This is a genomic window from Agarivorans sp. TSD2052 (genome assembly GCF_023238625.1).
Taxonomy (GTDB): domain Bacteria; phylum Pseudomonadota; class Gammaproteobacteria; order Enterobacterales; family Celerinatantimonadaceae; genus Agarivorans.
This window is the reverse complement of sequence record NZ_CP096670.1, coordinates 3552501-3575550: the sequence shown is the minus strand read 5'-3', so window position 1 is coordinate 3575550 and position 23050 is coordinate 3552501. Positions and strand designations below refer to the sequence as shown.

Sequence of the window (23050 nt, the reverse complement as noted above, 5' to 3'; positions counted from 1 at the left end):
GCGTAAATCATTTCACGTATAGTTTGCTCAACCAATGTCATTGAGTATGAAGATGAATATACAAGACATGCAGAAAAATGCTGAACCGGCATTAAAACTACTTAAAGCGCTGGCTAATGAAAGTCGCTTGATGATTTTATGTAATCTGTTAGAAGGCGAATTAACGGTAGGCGAATTGAACCAGCGCGTTGAATTAAGCCAATCGGCCTTATCACAGCACCTAGCTTGGTTACGTAAAGATAATTTGGTGGCTACCAGAAAAGAATCGCAAACGGTCTATTATTCGTTAGCGAGCGACGAAGCAACCGCCATATTGGCACAGCTTCATAGCATGTACTGCCCAGACTAAGTCTGTTTGATAGATATAAAAAAACCGGCATAAGCCGGTTTTTTTTCAAGCGCTTTAAATTAAAGTGCGTTGATTTTAGCAACAATGCGGCTCTTATGACGAGCGGCTTTGTTTTTGCTGATCAAACCTTTAGACGCGTAACGGTCTAAGATAGGTTGAGCAACAGTGTATGCTGCTTGAGCTGCATCTTTATCGCCTGCTTCGATAGCTGCAATAACTTTTTTCAAATTAGTGCGCATCATAGAGCGGCGGCTAGCGTTATGCTGACGACGCTTTTCAGCTTGGATAGCGCGTTTTTTAGCTGACTTAATATTAGCCAAGGTTAACTCCTGAACTTTGTCTTGGAATTATGAATTTTAAGGCCGTGGAATATGCCCGTTTTTCATGTTTATGTCAAACAATTTTTAACCAACTATAAATATCCAAGCAAGTAAAACCTAACTAAACGTTACGGTCGTAGCATCGATCTCTATAGGCGGGTAAACTGTGGCGCGATTCTACCAGCATTTTCTATGTTAGGGCAGAGGAATTTGTATAAATTGGCTACAGGACAGTGCATTGAGTAAATCCTTGTTAAAATCAGGCGCCATTGTGAGCGGTATGACCTTGATCTCTAGGGTGTTAGGTTTGGTTCGTGATGTTGTTATTGCGAACCTAATGGGGGCCGGTGTTGCTGCCGATGTATTTTTCTTTGCCAACAAAATCCCTAATTTTCTACGTAGGCTATTTGCCGAAGGGGCATTTGCTCAAGCTTTTGTCCCGGTACTGACAGAGTACAAGCAAAACAGCAGCGAGGATGAGGTTAGGCAACTGGTCGCCAAGGTGAGCGGAACCTTAGGTTTGATTGTCACCGTTGTCACTCTGCTGGGGATTGTCGGCTCACCGATAGTAGCGGCATTGTTTGGTACCGGTTGGTTTATTTCTTGGTTACAAGATGGACCAGATGGCGCAAAATTTGAATTGTCAGCCTTTCTTTTAAAAATAACCTTTCCTTATTTGTGGTTTGTTACCTTTACTGGTTTGTCGGGGGCTATTCTCAATGCCTTTGGTCGGTTTGCGGTCGCCGCTTTCACTCCGGTATTGCTCAATGTGGCGATTATCGGTTTTGCCTTAGTCGTCTCTCCCCACCTCGAGCAACCTGAAATTGGGTTAGCAATGGGGGTGTTTGTTGGTGGTTTGATTCAATTATTATTTCAGCTGCCATTTATATATAAGCTCAACTTACTGAGTAAGCCTAAGTGGGGCTGGAAGCATCCTGGCGTAACTAAAATTCGTACCTTGATGATTCCGGCTTTGTTTGGCGTGTCGGTCAGCCAAATCAATTTGCTGCTGGATACTTTAATCGCCAGCTTCTTAGTGACGGGCTCTATATCTTGGTTGTATTACTCTGATCGCTTACTGGAGTTTCCTCTGGGACTATTTGGGATCGCCATTGCCACAGTCATATTGCCGAGCCTCTCTCAGCGTCATGTGGATAAGAATCCAAAGCAATTTCAACAAACCATGGATTGGGCAGTGCGTATGGTTTGCTTTTTGGGCATTCCTGCCACGGTGGGTATGGCTTTGCTGGCTCAGCCCATTTTACAGGTATTATTTATGCGCGGTGCGTTTGATCAGCAAGACGTGCTTAATGCTTCGTATAGCCTAATAGCGTATAGCGGTGGTTTGCTGTTCTTTATGCTGGTGAAGGTGCTCGCGCCAGGCTATTACTCACGTCAAGATACTAAAACGCCGGTGAAAATTGGCATTATCGCCATGGCAAGCAACATGGGATTTAACCTTATTTTTGCCATTCCCTATGGTTATGTAGGGCTGGCTATTGCTACGGCATTATCTGCCATACTGAATGCTAGTTTGTTGTATCGAGGCTTATATAAGCAGGGCGTGTATAAGCTCAGTTCTCCAACCACGGTATGTATAGCCAAAATTGTGGCTGCATCTTTGGTCATGGGAGGGCTTATTGTTTGGCTTTCACCCATTGCTGAGCAATGGTTTGCATTGTCGTGGTTTGACAGTGTGTTGCAACTTTTAATCTGTATTGCAGTTGCTGTAGTCAGCTACCTGGTTTTGCTATTTTGTTTAGGGATTAGATTAGCGCACTTGAAAAGCAGTTTCGGGGCTGTAACTGCGGACTAAACAAGCTATAATCCGTCGGTTTTTGATGAAATAGGCGCCGGAATGGAGTTAATTCGCGGTATTCGCAACATTAAAGCGCGTCATTATGGCTGCGCTTTGAGCATTGGTAACTTTGATGGAGTGCATTTAGGCCATCAACAAGTTATTAAAAGTTTAGTTGAACAGGCTCGTCAGCGGGGCTTACCTGCTGTTGTGATGATTTTTGAGCCACAGCCTTTAGAGGTTTTTGCTAAACACCAAGCTCCCGCTAGAATTAGCCGATTTCGTGACAAATACCAACAGCTGAAGAGTTTAGGTGTTGATCGTTTATTAGTGGTACGTTTTAACGATCAATTTGCGCAACAAAGCGCTGACTATTTTGTACGTCAGTTATTGGTTGAGTTACTCGGTATAAAATACTTAGCAGTGGGTGATGACTTTCACTTTGGTAAGGGCCGAGAGGGTAACTTTGCAAGCTTACAAGCAGTGAAAGAGCGCTATGGTTTTGAGCTTACCGCGACAGACTCTTTTTGTATGAATCAATCGCGGGTAAGTAGCACCTTACTGCGTCAGTATTTGGCTGATGCGGATTTTAATACGGTGGCGCAATTATTAGGGCGCAAATTTGCTTTTAGTGGCAAAGTCATTCATGGGCAAAAACTTGGCCGTCAGTTAGGTTTTGCTACGGCAAACCTTAAAGTGGCGCGCAATGTTTGCCCTATTCACGGGGTGTTTGCCATTAAAGCTTATGTGCAAGGTCAGCCAGAGCATCGATTCTCTGGTATCGCCAACATTGGTTGGCGACCTACTGCCGCTGGAAAAGATTTACTGGTAGAAGCTCATTTATTTGAGTTTGATGCCAACCTGTATGGTCAACGCTTAGTGGTTGAACCGCAGTTAAAAATACGAGATGAACAAAAGTTTGATTCACTGGATGCGCTTAAAGCTCAGGTGAATCTCGATATTAAGCGAGCAAAAGCCTACTATGGCCTTGCTGAGTAAACGACTGGAAAAGTAATTCGATGAGCGACTATAAAGATACTCTTAATCTACCCGATACCGAATTCCCAATGCGAGGTAATTTAGCCAATCGCGAACCTGCGATGCTAAAACGTTGGGACGAAAAAGATCTGTACGGAAAAATTAGACAGGCCAAAAAGGGTAAAAAGAGCTTTATTTTGCATGATGGCCCTCCCTACGCCAACGGCAATATTCACCTTGGTCACGCCGTGAACAAAGTGCTTAAAGATATCATTATTAAATCGAAGACTTTGTCTGATTTTGACTCACCGTACATTCCTGGTTGGGATTGTCATGGTCTGCCTATCGAGTTACAAGTTGAGAAGAAAGTAGGTAAGCCCGGTAAGAAAGTCACGGCGGCTGAATTTCGTCAAAAATGCCGTGATTACGCGACTAAGCAAATTGATGGTCAGCGCAACGACTTTATCCGTATGGGCATTTTAGGTGACTGGCAAAACCCTTACCTAACCATGAACTTTAATACCGAGGCGAACATCATTCGTTCTTTGGCTAAGATCATTGATAACGGTCACCTGTTGCAAGGCTCTAAGCCTGTGCATTGGTGTACTGATTGTGGCAGTGCCTTAGCAGAAGCGGAAGTTGAATACGAAGACAAAACTTCGCCTGCTATCGATGTGCGATTTACAGCCGTTGATGAAGCTGCAGTATTAGCTAAATTCGACCACCCTGAAGGTGTTAGTGGTGAAGGCCCTATCTCTGCGGTTATTTGGACTACCACCCCTTGGACCTTACCTGCTAACCGTGCGGTAGCGGTAAACGCCCATCTAGAATATGTATTGGTTCAAATTGAAACAGAGAATGGCAAAGAGCGTTTAATTCTTGCTCGTGACTTAATGGAGCAATGTGTAGAGCGTTTTGGCGCCACCCATTTCCATGCTTTAGGTTACTGTCAGGGCGAAGCGCTTGAACTGATTAAAGTGAAGCATCCGTTCTATGACTTTGAGGTTCCCGTCATCCTCGGAGACCATGTAACAACTGAGTCTGGTACTGGTTGTGTGCATACTGCACCAGGCCATGGCCAAGAAGATTTTGCGGTAGGTCAAAAATACCAGCTTGAAGTTGCCAACCCCGTCGGTGATAACGGTGTGTTCTTAGCCGATACCCCGTTCTTTGCTGGCCAGCACGTATTCAAAGCCAACGACAAGGTAATTGAACAGCTGAAACATACCGGTGCCTTGTTACACCATCATGCTATTCGTCACAGTTACCCGCATTGCTGGCGTCATAAAACACCGATTATTTTCCGTGCTACGCCGCAGTGGTTTATTAGCATGGATCAAAATGGTTTGCGTAAGCAAGCTATGCAAGAAATTGAAAAAACCCAATGGATCCCTGATTGGGGCCAAAGCCGTATTGAAAGTATGGTAGAAAACCGTCCTGATTGGTGTATCTCTCGCCAGCGGACTTGGGGCGTGCCTATCGCGTTGTTTGTGCATCGCGAGACCAACGAGTTACATCCTCGCGCGGTAGAGTTAATGGAAGATGTTGCTAAGCGTGTTGAGCTAACCGGTATTCAAGCATGGTGGGACTTAGACGCCGCAGAGCTATTAGGCGATGAAGCAGCGCAGTACCGTAAGGTAGAAGATACTTTAGATGTTTGGTTTGACTCGGGTTCGACTCACTCAAGTGTGGTCGCTGCGCGTAAAGAGTTTAATGGTCAAGCGGCCGATATGTACTTAGAAGGCTCTGATCAACACCGCGGCTGGTTCCAATCGTCGTTAATGATTGCCACGGCTATGACTGGTAAAGCGCCATACCAACAGGTATTAACTCACGGTTTCACGGTTGATGCTAAAGGGCATAAGTTTTCTAAATCATTGGGCAATGGTATTGCACCACAAGATATTTGGAACAAACTAGGTTCTGATATTTTACGCTTGTGGATTGCTTCAACTAACTACACCGCTGAAATGAGTGTATCTGATGAGGTATTTAAGCGCAGTGCCGATGCCTACCGCCGTATTCGTAACACCTCGCGCTTCTTACTCGCTAACTTAGCGGGTTTCGACCCCAAACAGCACCTAGTGGCTGCTGAAGATATGGTTGAGCTAGATCGCTGGGTAGTGGGGCGGGCTGCTGCTGTTCAACAAGAAATTGTTGAAGCTTATGAGCAATATCAGTTCCATGTGGTTTACCAGAAACTAATGCACTTCTGCTCAATTGAGTTGGGGAGCTTTTACTTAGATATTATTAAAGATCGCCAGTACACCGCCAAATCTGACGGTTTAGCGCGTCGTTCTTGTCAGACCGCGTTGTATCAAATTGCCGAAGCATTAACTCGTTGGATTGCGCCTATTTTAAGCTTTACCGCCGATGAGATTTGGCAAGCTCTGCCAGGTGAGCGTAGTGAATTTGTGTTTACCGAAACATGGTATGAAGGTTTAACCCCGTTAGCTCAAGACAGTGCGATGAATGATGCTTTTTGGGCGAAGTTAATCACTGTTCGTGATGAAGTGAATAAAAACTTAGAGCAAGCTCGCCGTGATAAGAAAATTGGTGGCACTTTAGAAGCTAAGGTCACTTTGTATGTTGATCAAGAATTAGAGCAAGTGTTGAGCCAGTTAGGTGATGAGTTGCGATTTGTTCTTCTTACCTCTGGCGTAACGCTAAAAGCCATCGACACTGCCGATGAGTCAGCTGCTGCTACCGAATTGGCCAATATGAAGGTGTTAGTTGAAGTCGCTGAAGCAGAGAAGTGTGATCGTTGTTGGCACCACCGAGAAGATGTAGGCCAAAATACCGAACACCCAAGCCTATGTGGTCGCTGTGTGACTAACGTTGCAGGAGAAGGTGAGTCTCGTCATTATGCATAGTGATATCACCGCAGAAAAAAACACCACGAGCGGTTTGCGATGGATTTGGTTGAGTGTATTGGTTTTTGCTGTTGACCAAATCACTAAATTGGCCATTGCTAAAACCTTTGATTTGTATGAGTCGGTAGCAATAACACCGTTCTTTAACTTGGTTTCGGTGCGTAATTATGGCGCAGCGTTTAGCTTTTTAAGTGATGCGGGGGGCTGGCAACGCTGGTTTTTTACCGCGATTGCTTTGCTCGTGAGCGGCTTGTTATTGTGGTGGATGAAGCAAACACCAGCCAAGCAGAAATGGCAGGCGATTGCTTACGCTTTAGTACTTGGTGGCGCACTGGGTAATGTATTTGATCGAGTGGTATTTGGTTACGTGATCGACTTTTTAGATTTTTATGTAGGCAGCTATCATTGGCCTTCATTCAACGTAGCGGATTCAGCGATATGTGTTGGTGCAGTGTTGTTGGTGTTAGATAGTATTTTCTCACCGCAATCAAAGGATGCGAAATGATTCAGCAAGGAAGCAAAGTAGAACTTCACTTTGTGTTGAAGTTAAGCGATGGCTCTATTGCCGAAAGTACTTACAATTACCCCAAGCCCGCTCAGTTGGTCATGGGGGATGGTAGCTTAACCGACGGTTTTGAAGCATGTTTGTTGGGTTTAAAAGTCGGCGATAAAAGCCAGTTTGAACTTAATGCCGAACAAGCGTTTGGGCCTAGCAACCCGGATAATATTAAGTACTTCGAACGCAGCAAGTTTGGTGATGAAGCGCCTGCCGAAGAAGGCAGTATTATTGCGTTTACTCAGCCTGATGGTAGCGAAATTCCTGGGATTGTTCGGGAAATTATCGGCGATTCAGTCACGGTTGATTTTAATCATCCTTTAGCTGGGCAAACAGTGATTTTTGAAGTGGATATTCTTGCGGTTAATTAAGGAACAATAGTGGAAATACTGTTAGCTAATCCTCGTGGTTTTTGCGCTGGTGTAGACCGAGCCATTTCTATTGTTGAACGTGCCTTAGAAATGTTTGGCGCACCTATTTACGTGCGTCACGAAGTGGTTCATAACCGTTACGTGGTTGATGGTTTGCGTAAACGTGGTGCCGAGTTTGTTGATGAACTGAGCGATGTTCCTGAGGGGAGCATTTGTATTTTTAGTGCACATGGTGTGTCTCAAGCAGTAAGGGTTGAAGCGAAACAGCGAGCCCTGAAAATATTTGATGCTACATGCCCTCTAGTGACTAAGGTTCATATGGAGGTCACCCGCGCTAGCCGTAAAGGTATTGAGTGTGTCTTGATTGGCCACCACGGTCATCCTGAAGTCAACGGTACTATGGGCCAATACGATAACGCTGAAGGGGGGATTTACTTGGTTGAAACCGTTGATGACGTCGCCCACTTACAGGTGAAAAAACCTGAGCAGCTGTTTTATTGTACTCAAACTACTTTATCAGTTGATGACACTTCAGCGATTATTGATGCATTGCGTGTCAAGTTTTCTAAGATCCAAGGCCCGCGTAAAGATGATATTTGTTATGCCACGCAAAACCGTCAAGATGCAGTGAAAGATTTAGCTGAAAAATCTGATGTGGTGTTGGTGGTAGGGTCGAAGAACTCATCCAACTCTAATCGATTACGCGAAAAAGCCGAAAAATCTGGCGCGGCAGCCTACCTCATTGACGGCGTGAGTGACATCAATGGCCAATGGTTTAAAGCCGATAGTCGCGTCGGTGTCACCGCTGGTGCCTCTGCACCTGAAGTATTAGTCCAAGAGGTTGTTTTTGGCCTGAAAGCCATGGGTGGGGTGACGGTTACTGAAAATCCAGGCCGTGAAGAAAATACCATTTTTGAAGTCCCTGCTGAGTTACGCGTCGTTCAGAAAAACTAATCCCTTTCTCGCAAATCCCCTAAAAAAGAAGGCATGGCCTTCTTTTTTGCGCTATACCCTAAATAACTAGGTGCAAAAGGAGTGTGCATCTAACAAGTGCTAGTTAATGCATCAGGGATAGGTAGGTTTAGATGCGAAATAGAATAACTCCACAATGCAGAGGTTTTACTCTGATAGAAGTGATCGTCACTTCATTTATATTAGCTATTGGTTTGTTAGCGGTAGTCGCTATGCAAGCGGTGGCCAAACGATCTAGTTTTGAAACTCACCAAAGAACCCTCGCCATGTTAGCTGCTGAAGATATGGTTGAGCGAGTTCGTTTAAATCACTTGGCGTGGCAAGCGAATAACCCAGCCACAGTTACAGTTGGCGATGGGCAAGCTGCCAGAAGTAAGCCTAGTTGCGCTGAAGATAGTGGTGTGATGAGCAACTGCAGCCTAGCCGATGTGGTTAATTATGATTTGTACCATTGGGAATACGCCCTCTATGCCAAAGCCGCGCACAGTAAAGGTGGTTTAGTCAAACCAAATGGTTGTGTGCTGCTGAGTGCCAATGGTGAGCTAACCGTGGTAGTGACTTGGCAATCAAGAAAGTCTTTCACCGGGATTGATAGTACCAACACTGTGGTGAGTAACTGTCAATCTCAGTCTGAGGACCGCCGGAAAATGGCGCTCACTACTTGGGTGGCATCATGACTATATCTAGGCAACGTGGCTTTACCTTAGTCGAATGGATGATCGCCATCGTAATTGGCCTATTTCTCACTGCTGGTATTGGTAGCTTCCTTGTGGCATCGCAGCGTAGTACCGAGTCTACTTACCATAGTGAACAACTGATGGAGAGCGGGCGTATCGCCATGCACCTCATTACCCGCGATTTGAAAATGGTAGGTTTTTTTGGTGAATACACGGGTAACCCTATGGTTAGGGGAGCGGGTGTCACTTTACTTGCTAACGATATTAGCGCAGCAAATGATTGTAGGATTGATTGGATTGGTGGTTCCCCTGAAGGATCTTTTCCATCCAGTGAAGGGCGTTTCAGCTCCTTATTTGTCGGCCAAGTAAGTAGTTCTAATTCTTTAAGTGGGCAATATGCTTGTGTTAGTGATCGCAGTAATTTAGTGGTTGATTCAGATGTCATCGGCATAAAACGGGTGATTGGCTCTCCTAAGCAAAGCGCGGCTGACTTAGACGATGACCGGTATTATTTTGCCGCTAATACTGCCGGTGCGCAGATTTTCACCGTTAGTGACCCTTGGCCAACCGAAGTGGCTATGCCGGGGCGCCAGATATGGGAATACCAACATATCGTTTATTACTTAGATGTGAGCGCTCAGTCTGGATTGCCGGTTTTACGTCAGCTATATCTTGATAATGATAGCGGTATGAAGATCCTTGGCAATGGTCCGCTAGTTGAAGGGATAGAGCGAATGCGGGTGTTACTTGGGGTTGATACCGATACCGCTCAAGATGGAGTGATCAATGATTTTGTTGCCGCTAATAGCATAAGCCCGCAACAGTGGAGTGAAGGACGGGTTATTGGGGCTAAGCTTTTTTTATTAGTTCGCTCGTTAACTGAAGATCAAAACTATACTAATACAAACAGCTATACCTTAGGTGATATGCCGGTTGCTGCCGCAAATGATCATTACCGAAGGGCGTTATTCGAATCAGTCGTGTCGTTAAGGAACATGGTGTACTAATGATCAAGACTACTCTGCCTCTTAAGCAACAAGGAGCCGCCTTATTCGTTGCAATGCTGTTTTTGCTTATTTTGAGCTTTTTAGGCGGCGTTCTATTAACCAGTGCCAATCAGGGCTTGAAAGTCGTTTCTGCCATGAGCGATCGCTTGGGGGCAGAACATGTTTTGGAAGGTGATATGAACGAATTAGTCATAGAGCCCACTTTGCAAGGCGTTATTGGCTCGATGTCACCCGCATCCTCAATGGCCGTGGCCACCATGGTTGCCGATGCTGATGGAACCTTAAGCCACAATGTAGATAGTGTATGTGCGCGCAGTTTTAACGCCAGTAGTAATAACGCCATTACTGAGTGTCGTTATGTCAGGGTGCAGGTGACTAAGCACTATGGGAAATCTAAGCGTTCTGCTACTTCACTCGCTGCAGGGCTAGAACAACCACTGTTATAAATAATGGGTCAATGGTGTCTGTTTTTCTGTCGCCATAAGTTAAATTCGAGGAGAGAGTTATGAATGGTCGATTAAGCGCTGGACTGCTTGCAGTGGTTCTCTCGGCTGGTGTGACCCTTCCTGTATGGGCCGATGACACTGAATTATTTTTATTTGATTTTAATAGCCTAAGCTCAGCAGACCCTAAAGTACTGATTATTTTTGATACCTCTGGCAGCATGGCGTGGAATATCACCACGCGTGAAGGCTATAACCGTGATGCTAGTGGTGATGTTAGCTACCAAAACTACCCGATTGCGATTAACTCACAAAATAGCCTAGATAACGACTTTATTTATTTCACGGTTAACGGTGTCGACGGGTCTTATATCCCCACGGGTGCAAATGATGACCGTCGGTTTATCTGGGACATTAACAATTGCGCGGCGTCTTATGAAGCTTTGGCCAAAAATGGCATTTTTACCGGGTATTTCAGAGAGCATCGCACTCAAGGGCAAACCGGTTCTTGGGATGACGTTCGGCTTAATAATGGTGCCAATTACACGGTCTTAGACTGCCTAGATGATTATGAATTAGCCAGTGATGCGACAGATGGTAAGCTGCTAGACGATAGCGGTAACGAACGCTCCTTTACCGTTAAGTTGCAGGCTGATGACGGTACGTTCTACGACAAAATTGTCTCTACCATTAATCCTGGCCAATACCGTGAAAGTAATAATTCTTATGTGGCTGCTCCGCAAGGACATCCAATTAATGGGGCGGCAAACAATACTGAAGATTTTTACACCTTAGTGAAAGCCGATGCAGAACAAACCACTAAAGATAGTTTTGATGATGGGTATTTGATAACGCTCTATTCAGCAAACTATTTACGCTGGTATCACCATAGTGATGCCACCACCACTCGCCCGCGTATCGAAATCGCGCAAGAGGCGATGGAAAATGCACTAAGTACCATTAACGGGGTTAAATTTGGTTTGATGGTATTTAATCGGTCCAATGATGGTGGTCGAGTTATTCGCGGTATTCAAGCCTCAGATGATAACGACGATTTAATCTCTGACATTGTTGAGTTAACTGCAAACGGCGGCACTCCCTTAGTTGAAACATTGATGGAAGCTAAGCACTACTTTGCTGGTGAAGCGGTTGATTACGGCAAGAGTGGCAATAACAATGAGCGTAATGATCGAGATACTAGCATTGAGTCTGGCAACAACTACATTTCGCCCTACGAAGTAGGCTGTGATAGCTCAATTAATATTATCTATGTCACCGACGGCACGCCGAGTGTTGATGCCGACGAAAACAGCAATGTTACCGCATTACCTATTAATACCGCCAATGTACCTGGCTGTGATAATGCCACCACGGTCGCCGCTTGTACTTGGAAAGATCCGGTCGGTTTTGGTACGGGGAGCGCAACCAGTTATTTACCTGTTTTGTCTAAATGGATGAATACCAATGATATCAATCCTAATATGACGGGACGGCAATACGCCAAAATATCAACCATTGGTTTTGGTGAAGATGTCATTGAAGGTGGCACTGCGATGCTTACTGCTACCGCAGAGAATGCGCAGGGGAGCTTTTATCCCGCAGAAGATGGGGTAGCGTTAGAAGCGGCTTTTCGCCAAGCGCTGATCGGTATCTATGAAGAAAGCTCTTCATTGGTATCTCCTGCGGTCACCAGTAATAACTTCGACCGCACTCGCACCTTAGATCGTATCTATTATGCGATGTTTAAGCCTTCTTTAAATCCAAGGTGGCGCGGTAACCTTAAAAAATTAGAACTTTCATCAGCTGGGTACATGGCTGATCAAAACGGTAATCCTGCCATCGGCGCCGATGGTTCGATTATCGATGAAGCTAAAACCTTCTGGTCGACAGTGAAAGATGGCAACAATGTTGAGTTAGGCGGAGTGTCAGAAACACTCGCCAGTAACAGTGCAAGGATGGTTTATTTTAATCAAAGTAACAGCGGTAACTTCTCTCAACTAAACCTGACGAATTTAACCAGTAAAGCTGGGACTGCGGATGCCTTAGCCAATCACTTAGGGGTAAACGGTGATGATATCGCAGAACATGTTAATTGGATCCGCGGTCAAGACGTTGACAATGATGATGGAGATACTAGCACAACCATTCGTCGAGACTTGATGGGAGATCCTTTGCATTCTCGACCTCTAGTGATTAACTATGGTTTACGTTCTGGTGTGGCTGAGGACAGCACCGACGCCGATGATATGGATATTCGTATTTTAACTGGGACCAACGGCGGTGCTTTACACATGTTCAAAGATACTGGCTCGTCAGTGTCTGAATCATGGGCCTTGTTTCCTTATGAGTTATTAGGCAGGCAACTATCGTTACGTAATAACATTGCTAGCTCTCAGCATATTTATGGGGTTGATGGTACCCCGGCTGTATTTCTTAAAGATACCGACAATGATGGTAAATATACGTCTAGCGGAGACAAAGTACTGGTATTTACAGGTCTACGTCGAGGGGGGGCGGTTTATTACGGTATGGACTTAACCAATCCAGATTTGCCTAAAATGTTATGGAAGATCGACAGTTCTAATGACAACTTTTCTGAGCTTGGCCAAAGTTGGTCTCAACCTCAGGTAGGTTATGTACCAGGGCATACAAATCCGGTGGTTATTTTTGGTGCGGGTTACGATGTTAATCAAGATTTAACCACCCCTGCTGCTGATACTAAAGGACGAGGTTTATATATTGTAGATGCTATAAGCGGGGCGTTAGTCTGGAGTCTCACTAATGCGAGAGATGATCGCCTAACACATAGTGTGCCAGCTAAAATAGCCACCTTAGACAGTAATGGCGACGGTAACTTTGACCGTCTGTATTTCGGTGATATGGGAGGTCGAGTGTGGCGTGTTGATTTACATTCTTCCGATCAAAGTAAATGGAAAATGACCGCCTTAGCGAATATCAGTGACCCGACGGTCGCTACTGATAAACGTAAGTTTTTTACCGAACCAGTGATTGTTAGAACCTACCTGAAGAGACTCACTCGGGTTACCACCGGCGAAGGCGAAAACGAAGTGACTATTACCGATTCGCAACAAGTGCCTTACGATGCGGTGCTGATAGGCACGGGTGATAGAACTAAACCGGTTAGTGATAAAGATCCTGGTGGGGTTGATAATCGATTTTATATGTTCCGTGACTACAATGTTCAGTCGACAGATTTCACCGCAGTCGCTTCTGGCAGCCAACCTGTAGCGATTAGTTCTAGTGAGCTATACAACATAACCAGTGACCCTATTGGATCTTTAACCGATGAATCTGCGATTGAAACTCAGCTTATTGCCTTAGGCTCAACGAATGGCTGGGTATATAACCTGGTTGAAGATGGTGAGAAATCACTCGGCGCCGCGATTGTACTCGCCAGTGAAGTGTATTTCACTTCGTTCATCCCCGAAACCACCAACTCGCAGACCTGTACCATTCCAACGATAGGGAAAGGCCGAACATATGCAGTAGACATGCACATAGGCGCGAGTATCAATACCAATCGTTATTATGATGTTGCTAACAAAGTACCTGATGATCTTATTATTCACTCAGGTGAAGATGAAGAGGGTGAATCCGTTATTCGGGTATTTGGTGGAGATCCTGGTGATGAATTGGTGTATGACGACCAAAATGACGATCAAGACCATACTTGTGAAGAGACGGGTGCTTGTATGCAGGGTTCAAGAGAAGCCAATATGGATATGAGTCCGAAGCAAATTTACTTTTATTATGAAGAGGATTAAATGCGCCATTATTCACGTGGAGTCACCCTTATTGAATTAATGATAGCGGTAGCTATTGTCGCTATTTTAGCGGCGGTAGGGTACCCAGCCTACACCTCATTTGTGGTTGAATCTCGTCGAGCAGAGGCAAAGAAAGAGTTGAGCACTCTCGCGGTTTTACAAGAGCAATATTATGCAGACAACGCAGAATATAGCGCAAGTTTAGCCGACTTAGGTCTAGCGGGGGCTGGTGCGTCGAGTTATAACACCGAAAGTGCTTATTACTCGGTGACCTTAACGGCCTCTGCTGCCGCTGGCACTTTTAGCGCCAAGGCTACGGCAATAGGCTCACAATTAAGTAGTGATACAGATTGCAAAAGTTTTTCAATTAATGAAGAAGGGGCAAAAAGCGCCGTGAGCTCTACGGGTACCTCAAGCACTGATTGTTGGTGAAATTATGAAAAAAAGCATATTATTTTTGATCTTGGCTTTACCTTGTTCTTTAGGGTTTAGTCAAACTGTTAAGTGTTATATGGCCGGTGATAGCGGTCAAAGTCAGGTGATTATTGCCAGCCCAAAACCGCTTAATGTGAGTGACAGTGACTACCTTGAAGTTGCTACAGCTGAACTGGAAAGTCGTTACCTTAATCACCCGAAAACGCTGCAAAAGTTAGGTACAATCAATCAGTTTGAATGCGTGTATTTGGATCAGCTTTTCAATACTGAAGAAGCTAATACTCAGTTTTCTGAATTAGTACATTAGGATAACTATAGGGCTAGAGCGGACTAGATAGGGCAGCTCGCTTTTTCACTGTCGGTGACAAAGCGAATATTGCCAGCCAATGAAATTTTGACTCCATCTATATAACTGTTGTCATTGGAGCAAAAATATATACTCCCCGAGTTTCCTGATATGAGACCATCACTGCCAAAGGTCAGTGAATTTATATTACCGCTGAAATCTACCTTTCCCGCTTTGCTAAAAGGTTCTGCCGCTAACAATACTTTTTCGCTAGTATCTAGTTTGCCATTATTATTGTCATCGCCAAACACGGTTAAACCCGAGTTTACCCCTCCCCCGCAGTCGCTAGCATTAGATTGAAGTGCACAAATGACAACTCTTTGATTAAGGTTGATGGCTTGGCTTCGAGCGAAACGGACTTCACGCATTATTCTATTGGTCGACGCGTCTGCGGCCATAAATTGAAATAGGTTAGACAGATTAGGTAAACCAATACCTAACAATATAACCGCAATAGCCACGGTGATGAGTAGCTCTAGAAGTGTAAATCCCGCTTGTTTCATATATAGATACAATCCCTATGAATCTATTACTAATTTAAGTGTATACCTTATTGACTAAGCTGCAGGAATTATTGTGTAGGATGGGCGAATGGCTGAAATAATAATTATACCGCTTCAATAAACTAGAGCCTTTAAGTTGACGCATCACCATTGAGAGTTCGCGACATCTTTATTACTACGATTTTAGGGCTGCCTTATTTTGCCATCAACCACTTCATGGCGTGCCATGTAGGACGGTATGATTTTATTGCTTAATGTGGTTTTTTGGTGCCCGATTAAATATTTTTTTGACTAAAGCTGCGGTTAGGTATGTATTGGCTTTCTGTAAGATATTGATTTATTTGGTGGTTAGTTCATCTCAAAGCTACATTAATGTGACGTTTTTCTTACATAATTCGACCTTTTAGCCAGATTTATTGATTAAGCTCTCTTCTCAATATTGTTAGTTGGCTGCGCTTGGCTTAAAGTAAGACATAGTAGATTTACAAAAATGATAAATATAAGGAAGTACAAATGAAGCAAGTAACAGCCATTATCAAGCCATTCAAGATGGATGATGTTCGCGAAGCCTTAGCTGAGATTGGTATTACCGGTATGACAGTGACTGAAGTAAAAGGCTTTGGTCGTCAAAAAGGTCACACTGAATTGTATCGTGGCGCTGAGTACAAAGTCGATTTCTTGCCTAAAATGAAATTAGAGCTGGTGGTTCAACAAGACGATTTAGAACGTTGTATTGAAACTATTGTGCAAACGGCACAAACCGGCAAAATTGGTGATGGTAAAATCTTTGTTCGCGACGTAGATAGAGTGATTCGAATTCGTACTGGCGAAGAAAATGAAGATGCCATTTAATTTGATGTATCTATAAAAAAGGCGAGCTAACTAAGCTCGCCTTTTTTATTGGAATAATTTTACAAATTAGCAGCAGAAATCTGTTCTGCTTGAGCGGCCATATCGTCTACTCCAAGGGCTTTATAGCCTTGCGCCATTACATCCAAGGCTTCTCTCGCCGATGGTGTATCTGGGAAGTTTTCGATAATGTAACGCGCACGGTTAATCGCTCCAATATAGGCTTCACGTTTTATGTAGTAACGTGCCACCGCTATCTCGTGTCGAGCGATGTTATCTTTTAAATAAACCATTCGCTGTTTGGCATCGGCTGCATAATCGCTATTAGGGTATCGATTGATCAAGCGACCAAAATCACGAAAGGCTTGGCTAGAAAAACTTGGGTCGCGATCATAGCGATCAATGCCAACCACACTCTGGAACAAGTTATAGTCAGCAGCCATGTTAGTTAAACCTCGCATGTAATAAACATAGTCAAGATTATCATGGGTTGGATTATTACGAATGAAACGATCAGCACTGGCTAATGCCATGGCTGTATCACTCCGTTTGTAATAAACGTAGAGTAAGTCTAATTGAACTTGACTAGAATATGGCCCAAAAGGGTAGCGGGTATCTAAAGCTTCTAAGTTGTCTACAGCATCGCCAAAGGCGCCATTGTTGATGGCTGTTTGCGCTTCAGCATAGAGCTCTGATGCAGGTTTATCAGGGATTTTAGGCTTTTCTTTGGAAGAAGAACAAGCACTTAGCATTAGGCCAAGCAATACTACAGAAATTGTTTGTTTATATACGCGCTTCATTTGATTACAAATCATCTTGGTTATAAATGTGACGGTAACAAAGCAACGCTAGGTTGGATTTAGAATAAAATCCCTGCCGACTCGACTGTTTAAGCGTTAAACCAATCACCATTAAATAATGGGCAAACAGTATCCTCTATGCTACCTAAACCGTCAATCATCGAGTGATATATATAGTGGGAGTCTGATCGAACAAACAATTTTCTTCTATGCTTTAGGCTGAGAATGATTACAATAGCCGGTTTTGGCCTTCCCGTTAGAGGTAATACCTAAGATGAGTCAACAATTAGAGTTGCATGCAATCGTCGATGAAGAGCTTGCAGGCGCACGCTTAGACCAAGCTCTAGCAACGTTATTTCCCGATTACTCTCGTTCTCGGATAAAAGAATGGATATTGGGTGAGTGTGTTCGTTTGGATGGCGAACTTAAGGTTAAGCCTAGGGAAAAGGTCGTGGGCGGTGAAGATGTTGTATTAAGCACCGTGTTAGAAGATGTGGTTGAAGCGCAAGCAGAAAACATTGAGCTAGACGTGGTTTACGAAGACGATGATATTCTAGTCATCAATAAGCCGATCAATATGGTGGTGCACCCAGGTGCAGGCAACAACAGTGGTACCATCCTAAATGCTCTATTGCATCGTTACCCAAGTATTGCTGAAGTTGCTCGTGCCGGGATTGTGCATCGGCTTGATAAAGATACCTCGGGTTTAATGGTTGTCGCTAAAACAGTACCTGCTCAAACTCATTTGGTCGAGGCTCTGCAAGAGCGTCGAGTAACACGTGAATATGAAGCCATTGTAACTGGGACCATGACAGCGGGAGGGTTAGTTGATGAGCCAATCGGCCGCCACCCCACCAAACGAACCCATATGGCCGTAGTTGAAAATGGCAAGCCTGCAGTCACTCACTATCGAGTCGCAGAGAAGTTCCGCCAACATACGCGTATCCGCCTTCGCTTAGAAACGGGTCGAACACACCAAATTCGGGTGCACATGGCGCACCTTGGCCATTCATTATTAGGTGACCAAACCTACGGGCGCTTGCGTTTACCTAAAGGTTCAAGCCCTGAGTTGATTGAAATAATGCGTGGGTTTAGGCGTCAAGCACTACACGCTGTGATGTTAAAATTGGAACATCCAATTACTGGCGAGATGATGGAGTGGCACGCTCCTGTTCCTCAAGATATGTTAGACGTTGCTCAGGCATTGCGTGACGACCATAAACTTAATCCTGATTTAGGCTAAGTTGTGGCTATCCATTCGGTTAACTGGCCTTGCCCTGATAATGTTACTGCTATATACAGTGATAGATTAGGTGGGGTAAGTTTACCGCCCTTTGATTCCTATAATTTGGGCGATCATGTGGGTGACTGTGAGCTGGCGGTTCAAGCCAATCGCCTTGCCTTTCAGCAACACATGCCCACTAAAGTATGCTGGCTAAAACAAGTGCATAGCACCAAAGTGGTGGATGCAACTCGTTGCGCTGGTCAGCAGATTGAAGCTGATGGCAGTTATACCAGCCGCCCTGGCGCTTCATGTGTGGTGATGACCGCAGACTGTTTGCCTATTTTATTGTGTGATCAGCAAGGAACGGTTGTCAGTGCTGTTCACGCAGGTTGGCGAGGCTTGGCCAACGGGGTGGTAGAAAATGCGGTGGCTAAGATGAATAGAGATCCGGCAACGTTGATGGCGTGGATGGGGCCTGCGATAGGCCCTAGTGCTTTTGAAGTGGGTCAAGAGGTGAAAAGAGAGTTTGAGAAGCATGACCCTCAGGCGCAGCTAGCATTTAAACCTAGCTTTCATCCTAATAAGTATTTAGCCGATATTTTTGCCCTTGCCGAGCTTCGTTTCAAGCGCGTAGGGCTGACAGAAATTTACTCTGATCGCCAATGTACATTTACATCCCCGCAGCAATTCTACTCTTACCGACGCGAAGCCACTACAGGCAGAATGGCAGCAGCTATTTGGCTACGTTAATTACTCGTTAGCGTCACAAAGTTGCTATTTAGCTTAAATATTAAACGCTCTAAATCTTGAAAACTCGTCTTGTTACACCAACATAATAGGTAATAGCGTACTTAACTTTAGTGGAGGTGTTGTATGCGCCTAGATCGATTTACCAGCAAATTTCAATTAGCTATATCTGACGCTCAGTCTTTGGCATTAGGTAGAGATCATCAATTCATCGAGCCTGTGCATTTAATGTCGGCGATGTTAAACCAAGATGCGGCTTCTTTACGTCCTTTGTTAGTTGAAGCCGGTATTGAAGGCAGCGCCTTACGCTCACAGTTATCTCAAGCTTTAGAACAATTGCCTAGAGTGGAAGGTAGTGGTGGAGACGTGCAGCTTTCAAGCCAATTGGTGGTGTTACTAAACTTGTGCGATAAGTTAGCCCAAAAGCGGAAAGACAAGTTTATCTCTTCAGAGATTTTCTTTTTGGCGGTCACTGAAGATAAAGGCAAGCTTGGCGATATTATGCGCGGCTTGGGAGCGAATAAAGAAAATATCAATAAAGCGATTGAGAAGTTACGCGGTGGTCAAAAAGTGGATGACCCCAATGCCGAAGATCAACGCCAAGCCTTAGAAAAATTTACTATCGACCTCACCGAACGGGCAGAGCAAGGCAAGCTTGATCCTGTGATTGGCCGCGATGATGAAATTCGCCGCACCATCCAAGTGTTGCAAAGACGAACCAAAAATAATCCTGTATTAATCGGCGAACCGGGTGTGGGGAAAACCGCTATTGCAGAGGGGCTTGCTCAACGAATTATTAACCACGAGGTGCCTGAAGGCTTAAAAAACAAACGTGTGCTTTCTCTTGATATGGGCTCGTTGGTTGCAGGAGCTAAATACCGAGGCGAGTTTGAAGAACGACTTAAAGCGGTGCTTAATGAGCTTTCTCAAGAAGAAGGCCAGGTGATTTTGTTCATTGACGAATTACATACCATGGTTGGCGCCGGTAAAGGTGATGGTGCAATGGATGCCGGAAACATGCTAAAGCCGGCGTTAGCAAGGGGAGAATTACACTGTGTGGGAGCGACGACCCTGAATGAGTATCGCCAATATATAGAGAAAGATGCAGCACTCGAAAGGCGTTTTCAAAAAGTATTGATTGAAGAACCCAGTGTCGAAGATACCATTGCCATTTTACGTGGCCTAAAAGAACGGTATGAGTTACATCATTCGGTAGAAATTACTGACCCTGCGATTGTAGCCGCAGCCAGCCTGTCTCACCGTTATATTTCAGATAGACAGCTTCCCGATAAAGCGATTGATCTGATTGATGAGGCCGCGTCGAGTATTCGCTTACAAATTGATTCTAAGCCCGAAGCTTTAGACAAGCTAGAACGAAAAATAATCCAGCTTAAATTAGAAAGTCAGGCACTACAAAAAGAGTCTGATAGCGCGAGTTTGAAGCGTTTAGGCTTACTCGATGATGAACTTGCCGACAAAGAACTTAAGTTTAAAGAGCTTGATGAAGTGTGGAAAGCTGAAAAAGCCGCACTCACGGGGACTCAGCACATTAAAGCCGATTTAGAACAAGCTCGTTTAGATATGGACATTGCCCGTCGAGCCGGTGATCTAAATCGTATGTCAGAGCTACAGTATGGGCGAATTCCTGAATTAGAACGACAATTAGACCTTGCCTCGCAAGCAGAAATGCAAGACATGACCTTGTTACGTAACAAGGTCACTGATGCTGAAATTGCCGACGTGCTTTCACGTTGGACCGGCATACCAGTCAACCGGATGTTAGAAGGTGAGCGTGAAAAACTATTGCGTATGGAGGACAAATTACACTCACGGGTGATTGGTCAAGAAGAAGCGGTCGAAGCTGTATCTAATGCCATTCGTCGTAGCCGAGCCGGTTTATCAGATCCTAATCGACCGATTGGTTCATTTTTGTTCTTAGGACCAACGGGAGTGGGTAAAACCGAACTGTGTAAAGCCTTAGCTGAATTCATGTTTAATACCGAAGACTCAATGGTACGCATCGACATGTCCGAGTTTATGGAAAAACACTCTGTCGCGCGTTTGGTAGGGGCGCCTCCTGGGTATGTGGGTTACGAAGAAGGCGGCTATTTAACGGAGGCGGTGAGACGACGTCCGTACTCAGTGATCTTGCTCGACGAGGTCGAAAAAGCGCACCCCGACGTATTTAATATTTTGTTACAAGTATTGGATGATGGTCGACTAACCGATGGCCAAGGTCGCACCGTTGATTTTAGAAACGCCGTTATCATTATGACTTCTAATCTTGGTTCCGACATTATCCAAGAACGACACGGCGATATGACTTACCAAGAAATCAAAACGGCATTGATGGAAGTATTAACTCAGCAATTCCGACCTGAGTTCATCAACAGAATCGATGAGTCTGTAGTATTTCATCCCTTGGCTAATCAACAAATTCGCCAAATTGCCAGTATTCAAGTACAACGCTTGGTTCCTCGCCTCGAAGAAAAAGGCTACAAGTTGGAATTTAGCGAAGCAGTACTAGATAAGCTCGGTCAAGCTGGCTTTGACCCAGTATATGGTGCGCGTCCACTCAAACGGGCTATTCAACAACAGTTGGAAAACCCATTAGCGCAAGCCTTATTAGCCGGGAAACTAGAACCGGGGAAAACCATTCGTATCGATGTAGTTGACGGTGAATTGTCATTTGGCTAAGTATCTGTAGAGTGTAACGGGCAGTGAGTGACAAGAACGCTAACTGCCCCGTTTTCGCTGTTGTTGTTGGGCTGATTTAAACGAGAGGTAACTTTCTATTTGGCTGTTGCTCAGTAGCTTAATTATCTCACCGTCTTTTTCTTTCATCAGGTCTCGCATGGCTTTCCACATGTGTTTTCTATCGCCGTCAAAGCTAAACAGCTGATCCATCATAAAAGAGTACTCAGTCTCTAAATGGATGAATTTTTCAATTTGTTCAGTGCTTAATTGTAAGCATTCGGTCAACCGTTCTATATTCATGCCTAACCACCAACTAAAATGACGTTTGCCTTTGGCTTATACCTGTCTGCCTAGATAGCCTCAGTTGCTATAACATATAGTTCATCTGCGTCGATTTGTCTGTCAGTCGCTATTAACAGTTAGGGTGATATGCTATTTTTAGCCTTGTATTTTTTAGGCAATTTCACAGAGTAACTTAATGACAGAACAAAAAATTAGTGATGGGGCCCGCCAGAAAGGCATTTTCTTGCTTCCTAACTTATTCACTACCGCCGGTCTTTTTTCAGGATTTTACGCCGTAGTTGCATCGATGAATGGGCAGTTCGAGGCTGCAGCAATTGCCATATTTGTCGCAATGATTTTTGATGGTGTAGACGGAAGGGTTGCACGTTTAACCAATACAGAAAGTGCCTTTGGCGCAGAATATGATTCAATGGCCGATATGGTATCGTTTGGCATTGCACCAGCGTTAGTTGTTTATAATTGGGCCTTGCATGACCTAGGTAAAATTGGTTGGCTAGCCGCTTTTGTCTATACCGTAGGCGCCGCGTTGCGTTTAGCTCGCTTCAATACGCAAGTTGGTATAGCGGATAAACGGTTCTTCCAAGGTTTAGCTAGCCCTGCTGCTGCTGCGTTGATTGCTGGTATGGTGTGGTTTGCCCAAGACATGGAGTTCTCTGGTAATAGCTTAGAATACTTAGCCTGCTTCATTACCGTCATGAGTGGTCTACTAATGGTTAGTAACTTTAAATACCATAGCTTCAAAGGTATCGACCTGAAAGGTAAGGTTCCCTTCTTTGCAATATTGCTGGTGGTGTTAGTGTTTATCGTTGTAGCGGTGAAACCAGCACTTATTTTGTTTGCCTTATTTGCCGCCTACGCAGTGTCGGGACCTATATATACTATCCGTACGGTAAATGAACTTAAAATTGAACATGTGGTGGGTGATGAAGAAGACCACGATGAAGTTGTAGCAAAACCTACCAAGGTGAGTGACAACAAAAAAGATATTGAGCAAACAGAAACCGAACAAACAGCGG

At 44.5% G+C, this 23050-nt stretch carries 22 protein-coding genes (1 of these 22 running past the window's edge); 18 read left to right on the top strand and 4 right to left on the bottom strand.

What is annotated here, in order from left to right; translation table 11 throughout:
• Nucleotides 1–52 precede the first annotated feature (52 nt).
• A complete protein-coding gene (locus tag M0C34_RS16235; RefSeq protein ID WP_248712716.1) occupies nt 53–349 on the top strand; it encodes an ArsR/SmtB family transcription factor in 297 nt (98 codons plus the stop codon).
• A gap of 59 nt (nt 350–408) precedes the next feature.
• Here M0C34_RS16235 and rpsT read toward each other — a convergent pair whose 3' ends face one another.
• Nucleotides 409–669 carry a 30S ribosomal protein S20 gene (gene rpsT, locus M0C34_RS16230; protein ID WP_248712715.1) on the bottom strand — a complete coding sequence of 87 codons (261 nt, stop codon included), beginning with the start codon at nt 667–669 and terminating at the stop codon, nt 409–411.
• 238 nt (nt 670–907) lie between these two features.
• On the opposite strand from rpsT, the gene murJ reads away from it, so the two are divergent.
• The 12 genes from murJ to M0C34_RS16165 all read left to right on the top strand — a co-directional run bounded on the left by murJ (nt 908) and on the right by M0C34_RS16165 (nt 14871).
• Nucleotides 908–2485, top strand: coding sequence for a murein biosynthesis integral membrane protein MurJ (murJ, locus tag M0C34_RS16225; RefSeq protein WP_248712714.1), 1578 nt, complete (start codon nt 908–910; stop codon nt 2483–2485).
• A 42-nt stretch (nt 2486–2527) separates the two neighbouring features.
• Nucleotides 2528–3466, top strand: a complete 939-nt coding sequence (gene ribF / locus M0C34_RS16220; protein ID WP_248712713.1) for a bifunctional riboflavin kinase/FAD synthetase — start codon at nt 2528–2530, stop codon at nt 3464–3466.
• Between the two features lie 20 nt (nt 3467–3486).
• Entirely contained in the window at nt 3487–6318 is a 2832-nt protein-coding gene (gene ileS / locus M0C34_RS16215; RefSeq protein WP_248712712.1) for an isoleucine--tRNA ligase, read from the top strand.
• Complete coding sequence (lspA, locus tag M0C34_RS16210; protein WP_371923083.1) at nt 6296–6823, top strand: signal peptidase II; 528 nt, start codon at nt 6296–6298, stop codon at nt 6821–6823. The genes ileS and lspA overlap by 23 nt, the downstream gene beginning before the upstream one ends.
• A complete protein-coding gene (fkpB, locus tag M0C34_RS16205) occupies nt 6820–7245 on the top strand; it encodes an FKBP-type peptidyl-prolyl cis-trans isomerase (protein ID WP_248712711.1) in 426 nt (141 codons plus the stop codon). Before lspA ends, fkpB begins: the two co-directional genes overlap by 4 nt.
• Before the next feature lie 9 nt (nt 7246–7254).
• Nucleotides 7255–8199: a 4-hydroxy-3-methylbut-2-enyl diphosphate reductase gene (ispH, locus tag M0C34_RS16200; protein WP_248712710.1), complete on the top strand. Its 945-nt coding sequence runs from the start codon at nt 7255–7257 to the stop codon at nt 8197–8199.
• A gap of 131 nt (nt 8200–8330) precedes the next feature.
• Nucleotides 8331–8894: a type IV pilus modification protein PilV gene (pilV, locus tag M0C34_RS16195; RefSeq protein ID WP_248712709.1), complete on the top strand. Its 564-nt coding sequence runs from the start codon at nt 8331–8333 to the stop codon at nt 8892–8894.
• Complete coding sequence (locus M0C34_RS16190) at nt 8891–9901, top strand: PilW family protein (protein WP_248712708.1); 1011 nt, start codon at nt 8891–8893, stop codon at nt 9899–9901. Before pilV ends, M0C34_RS16190 begins: the two co-directional genes overlap by 4 nt.
• Entirely contained in the window at nt 9901–10347 is a 447-nt protein-coding gene (locus M0C34_RS16185) for a hypothetical protein (RefSeq protein ID WP_248712707.1), read from the top strand. The genes M0C34_RS16190 and M0C34_RS16185 overlap by 1 nt, the downstream gene beginning before the upstream one ends.
• Nucleotides 10348–10406: 59 nt before the next feature.
• On the top strand, nt 10407–14129 hold the full coding sequence (locus M0C34_RS16180; RefSeq protein WP_248712706.1) for a pilus assembly protein: 3723 nt from the start codon (nt 10407–10409) through the stop codon (nt 14127–14129).
• On the top strand, nt 14130–14561 hold the full coding sequence (locus tag M0C34_RS16170; protein ID WP_305883133.1) for a type IV pilin protein: 432 nt from the start codon (nt 14130–14132) through the stop codon (nt 14559–14561).
• A gap of 4 nt (nt 14562–14565) precedes the next feature.
• Nucleotides 14566–14871, top strand: coding sequence for a hypothetical protein (locus M0C34_RS16165; protein ID WP_248712705.1), 306 nt, complete (start codon nt 14566–14568; stop codon nt 14869–14871).
• A gap of 23 nt (nt 14872–14894) precedes the next feature.
• On the opposite strand, the gene M0C34_RS16160 is transcribed toward M0C34_RS16165, so the two are convergent.
• Nucleotides 14895–15413 carry a GspH/FimT family pseudopilin gene (locus tag M0C34_RS16160; protein ID WP_248712704.1) on the bottom strand — a complete coding sequence of 173 codons (519 nt, stop codon included), beginning with the start codon at nt 15411–15413 and terminating at the stop codon, nt 14895–14897.
• 513 nt (nt 15414–15926) lie between these two features.
• Here M0C34_RS16160 and M0C34_RS16155 point away from each other — a divergent pair.
• On the top strand, nt 15927–16265 hold the full coding sequence (locus M0C34_RS16155) for a P-II family nitrogen regulator (protein WP_137674920.1): 339 nt from the start codon (nt 15927–15929) through the stop codon (nt 16263–16265).
• Between the two features lie 59 nt (nt 16266–16324).
• Here M0C34_RS16155 and bamD read toward each other — a convergent pair whose 3' ends face one another.
• Nucleotides 16325–17062, bottom strand: coding sequence for an outer membrane protein assembly factor BamD (bamD, locus tag M0C34_RS16150; RefSeq protein WP_248712703.1), 738 nt, complete (start codon nt 17060–17062; stop codon nt 16325–16327).
• 274 nt (nt 17063–17336) lie between these two features.
• Here bamD and rluD point away from each other — a divergent pair, with 274 nt between their 5' ends.
• The 3 genes from rluD to clpB all read left to right on the top strand — a co-directional run bounded on the left by rluD (nt 17337) and on the right by clpB (nt 21731).
• Nucleotides 17337–18305, top strand: a complete 969-nt coding sequence (rluD, locus tag M0C34_RS16145; RefSeq protein ID WP_248712702.1) for a 23S rRNA pseudouridine(1911/1915/1917) synthase RluD — start codon at nt 17337–17339, stop codon at nt 18303–18305.
• A gap of 3 nt (nt 18306–18308) precedes the next feature.
• Nucleotides 18309–19037 carry a peptidoglycan editing factor PgeF gene (gene pgeF / locus M0C34_RS16140; protein ID WP_248712701.1) on the top strand — a complete coding sequence of 243 codons (729 nt, stop codon included), beginning with the start codon at nt 18309–18311 and terminating at the stop codon, nt 19035–19037.
• 123 nt (nt 19038–19160) lie between these two features.
• Complete coding sequence (gene clpB / locus M0C34_RS16135; protein ID WP_248712700.1) at nt 19161–21731, top strand: ATP-dependent chaperone ClpB; 2571 nt, start codon at nt 19161–19163, stop codon at nt 21729–21731.
• A 39-nt stretch (nt 21732–21770) separates the two neighbouring features.
• Here clpB and M0C34_RS16130 read toward each other — a convergent pair whose 3' ends face one another.
• Nucleotides 21771–22031, bottom strand: a complete 261-nt coding sequence (locus M0C34_RS16130; RefSeq protein ID WP_248712699.1) for a hypothetical protein — start codon at nt 22029–22031, stop codon at nt 21771–21773.
• 178 nt (nt 22032–22209) lie between these two features.
• On the opposite strand from M0C34_RS16130, the gene pssA reads away from it, so the two are divergent.
• Nucleotides 22210–23050, top strand: the 5' portion of a protein-coding gene (gene pssA / locus M0C34_RS16125; RefSeq protein WP_248712698.1) for a CDP-diacylglycerol--serine O-phosphatidyltransferase. 20 nt of this gene lie beyond the right edge of the window; only the first 841 of its 861 coding nucleotides appear in the window; its start codon is at nt 22210–22212; its stop codon lies beyond the right edge, outside the window.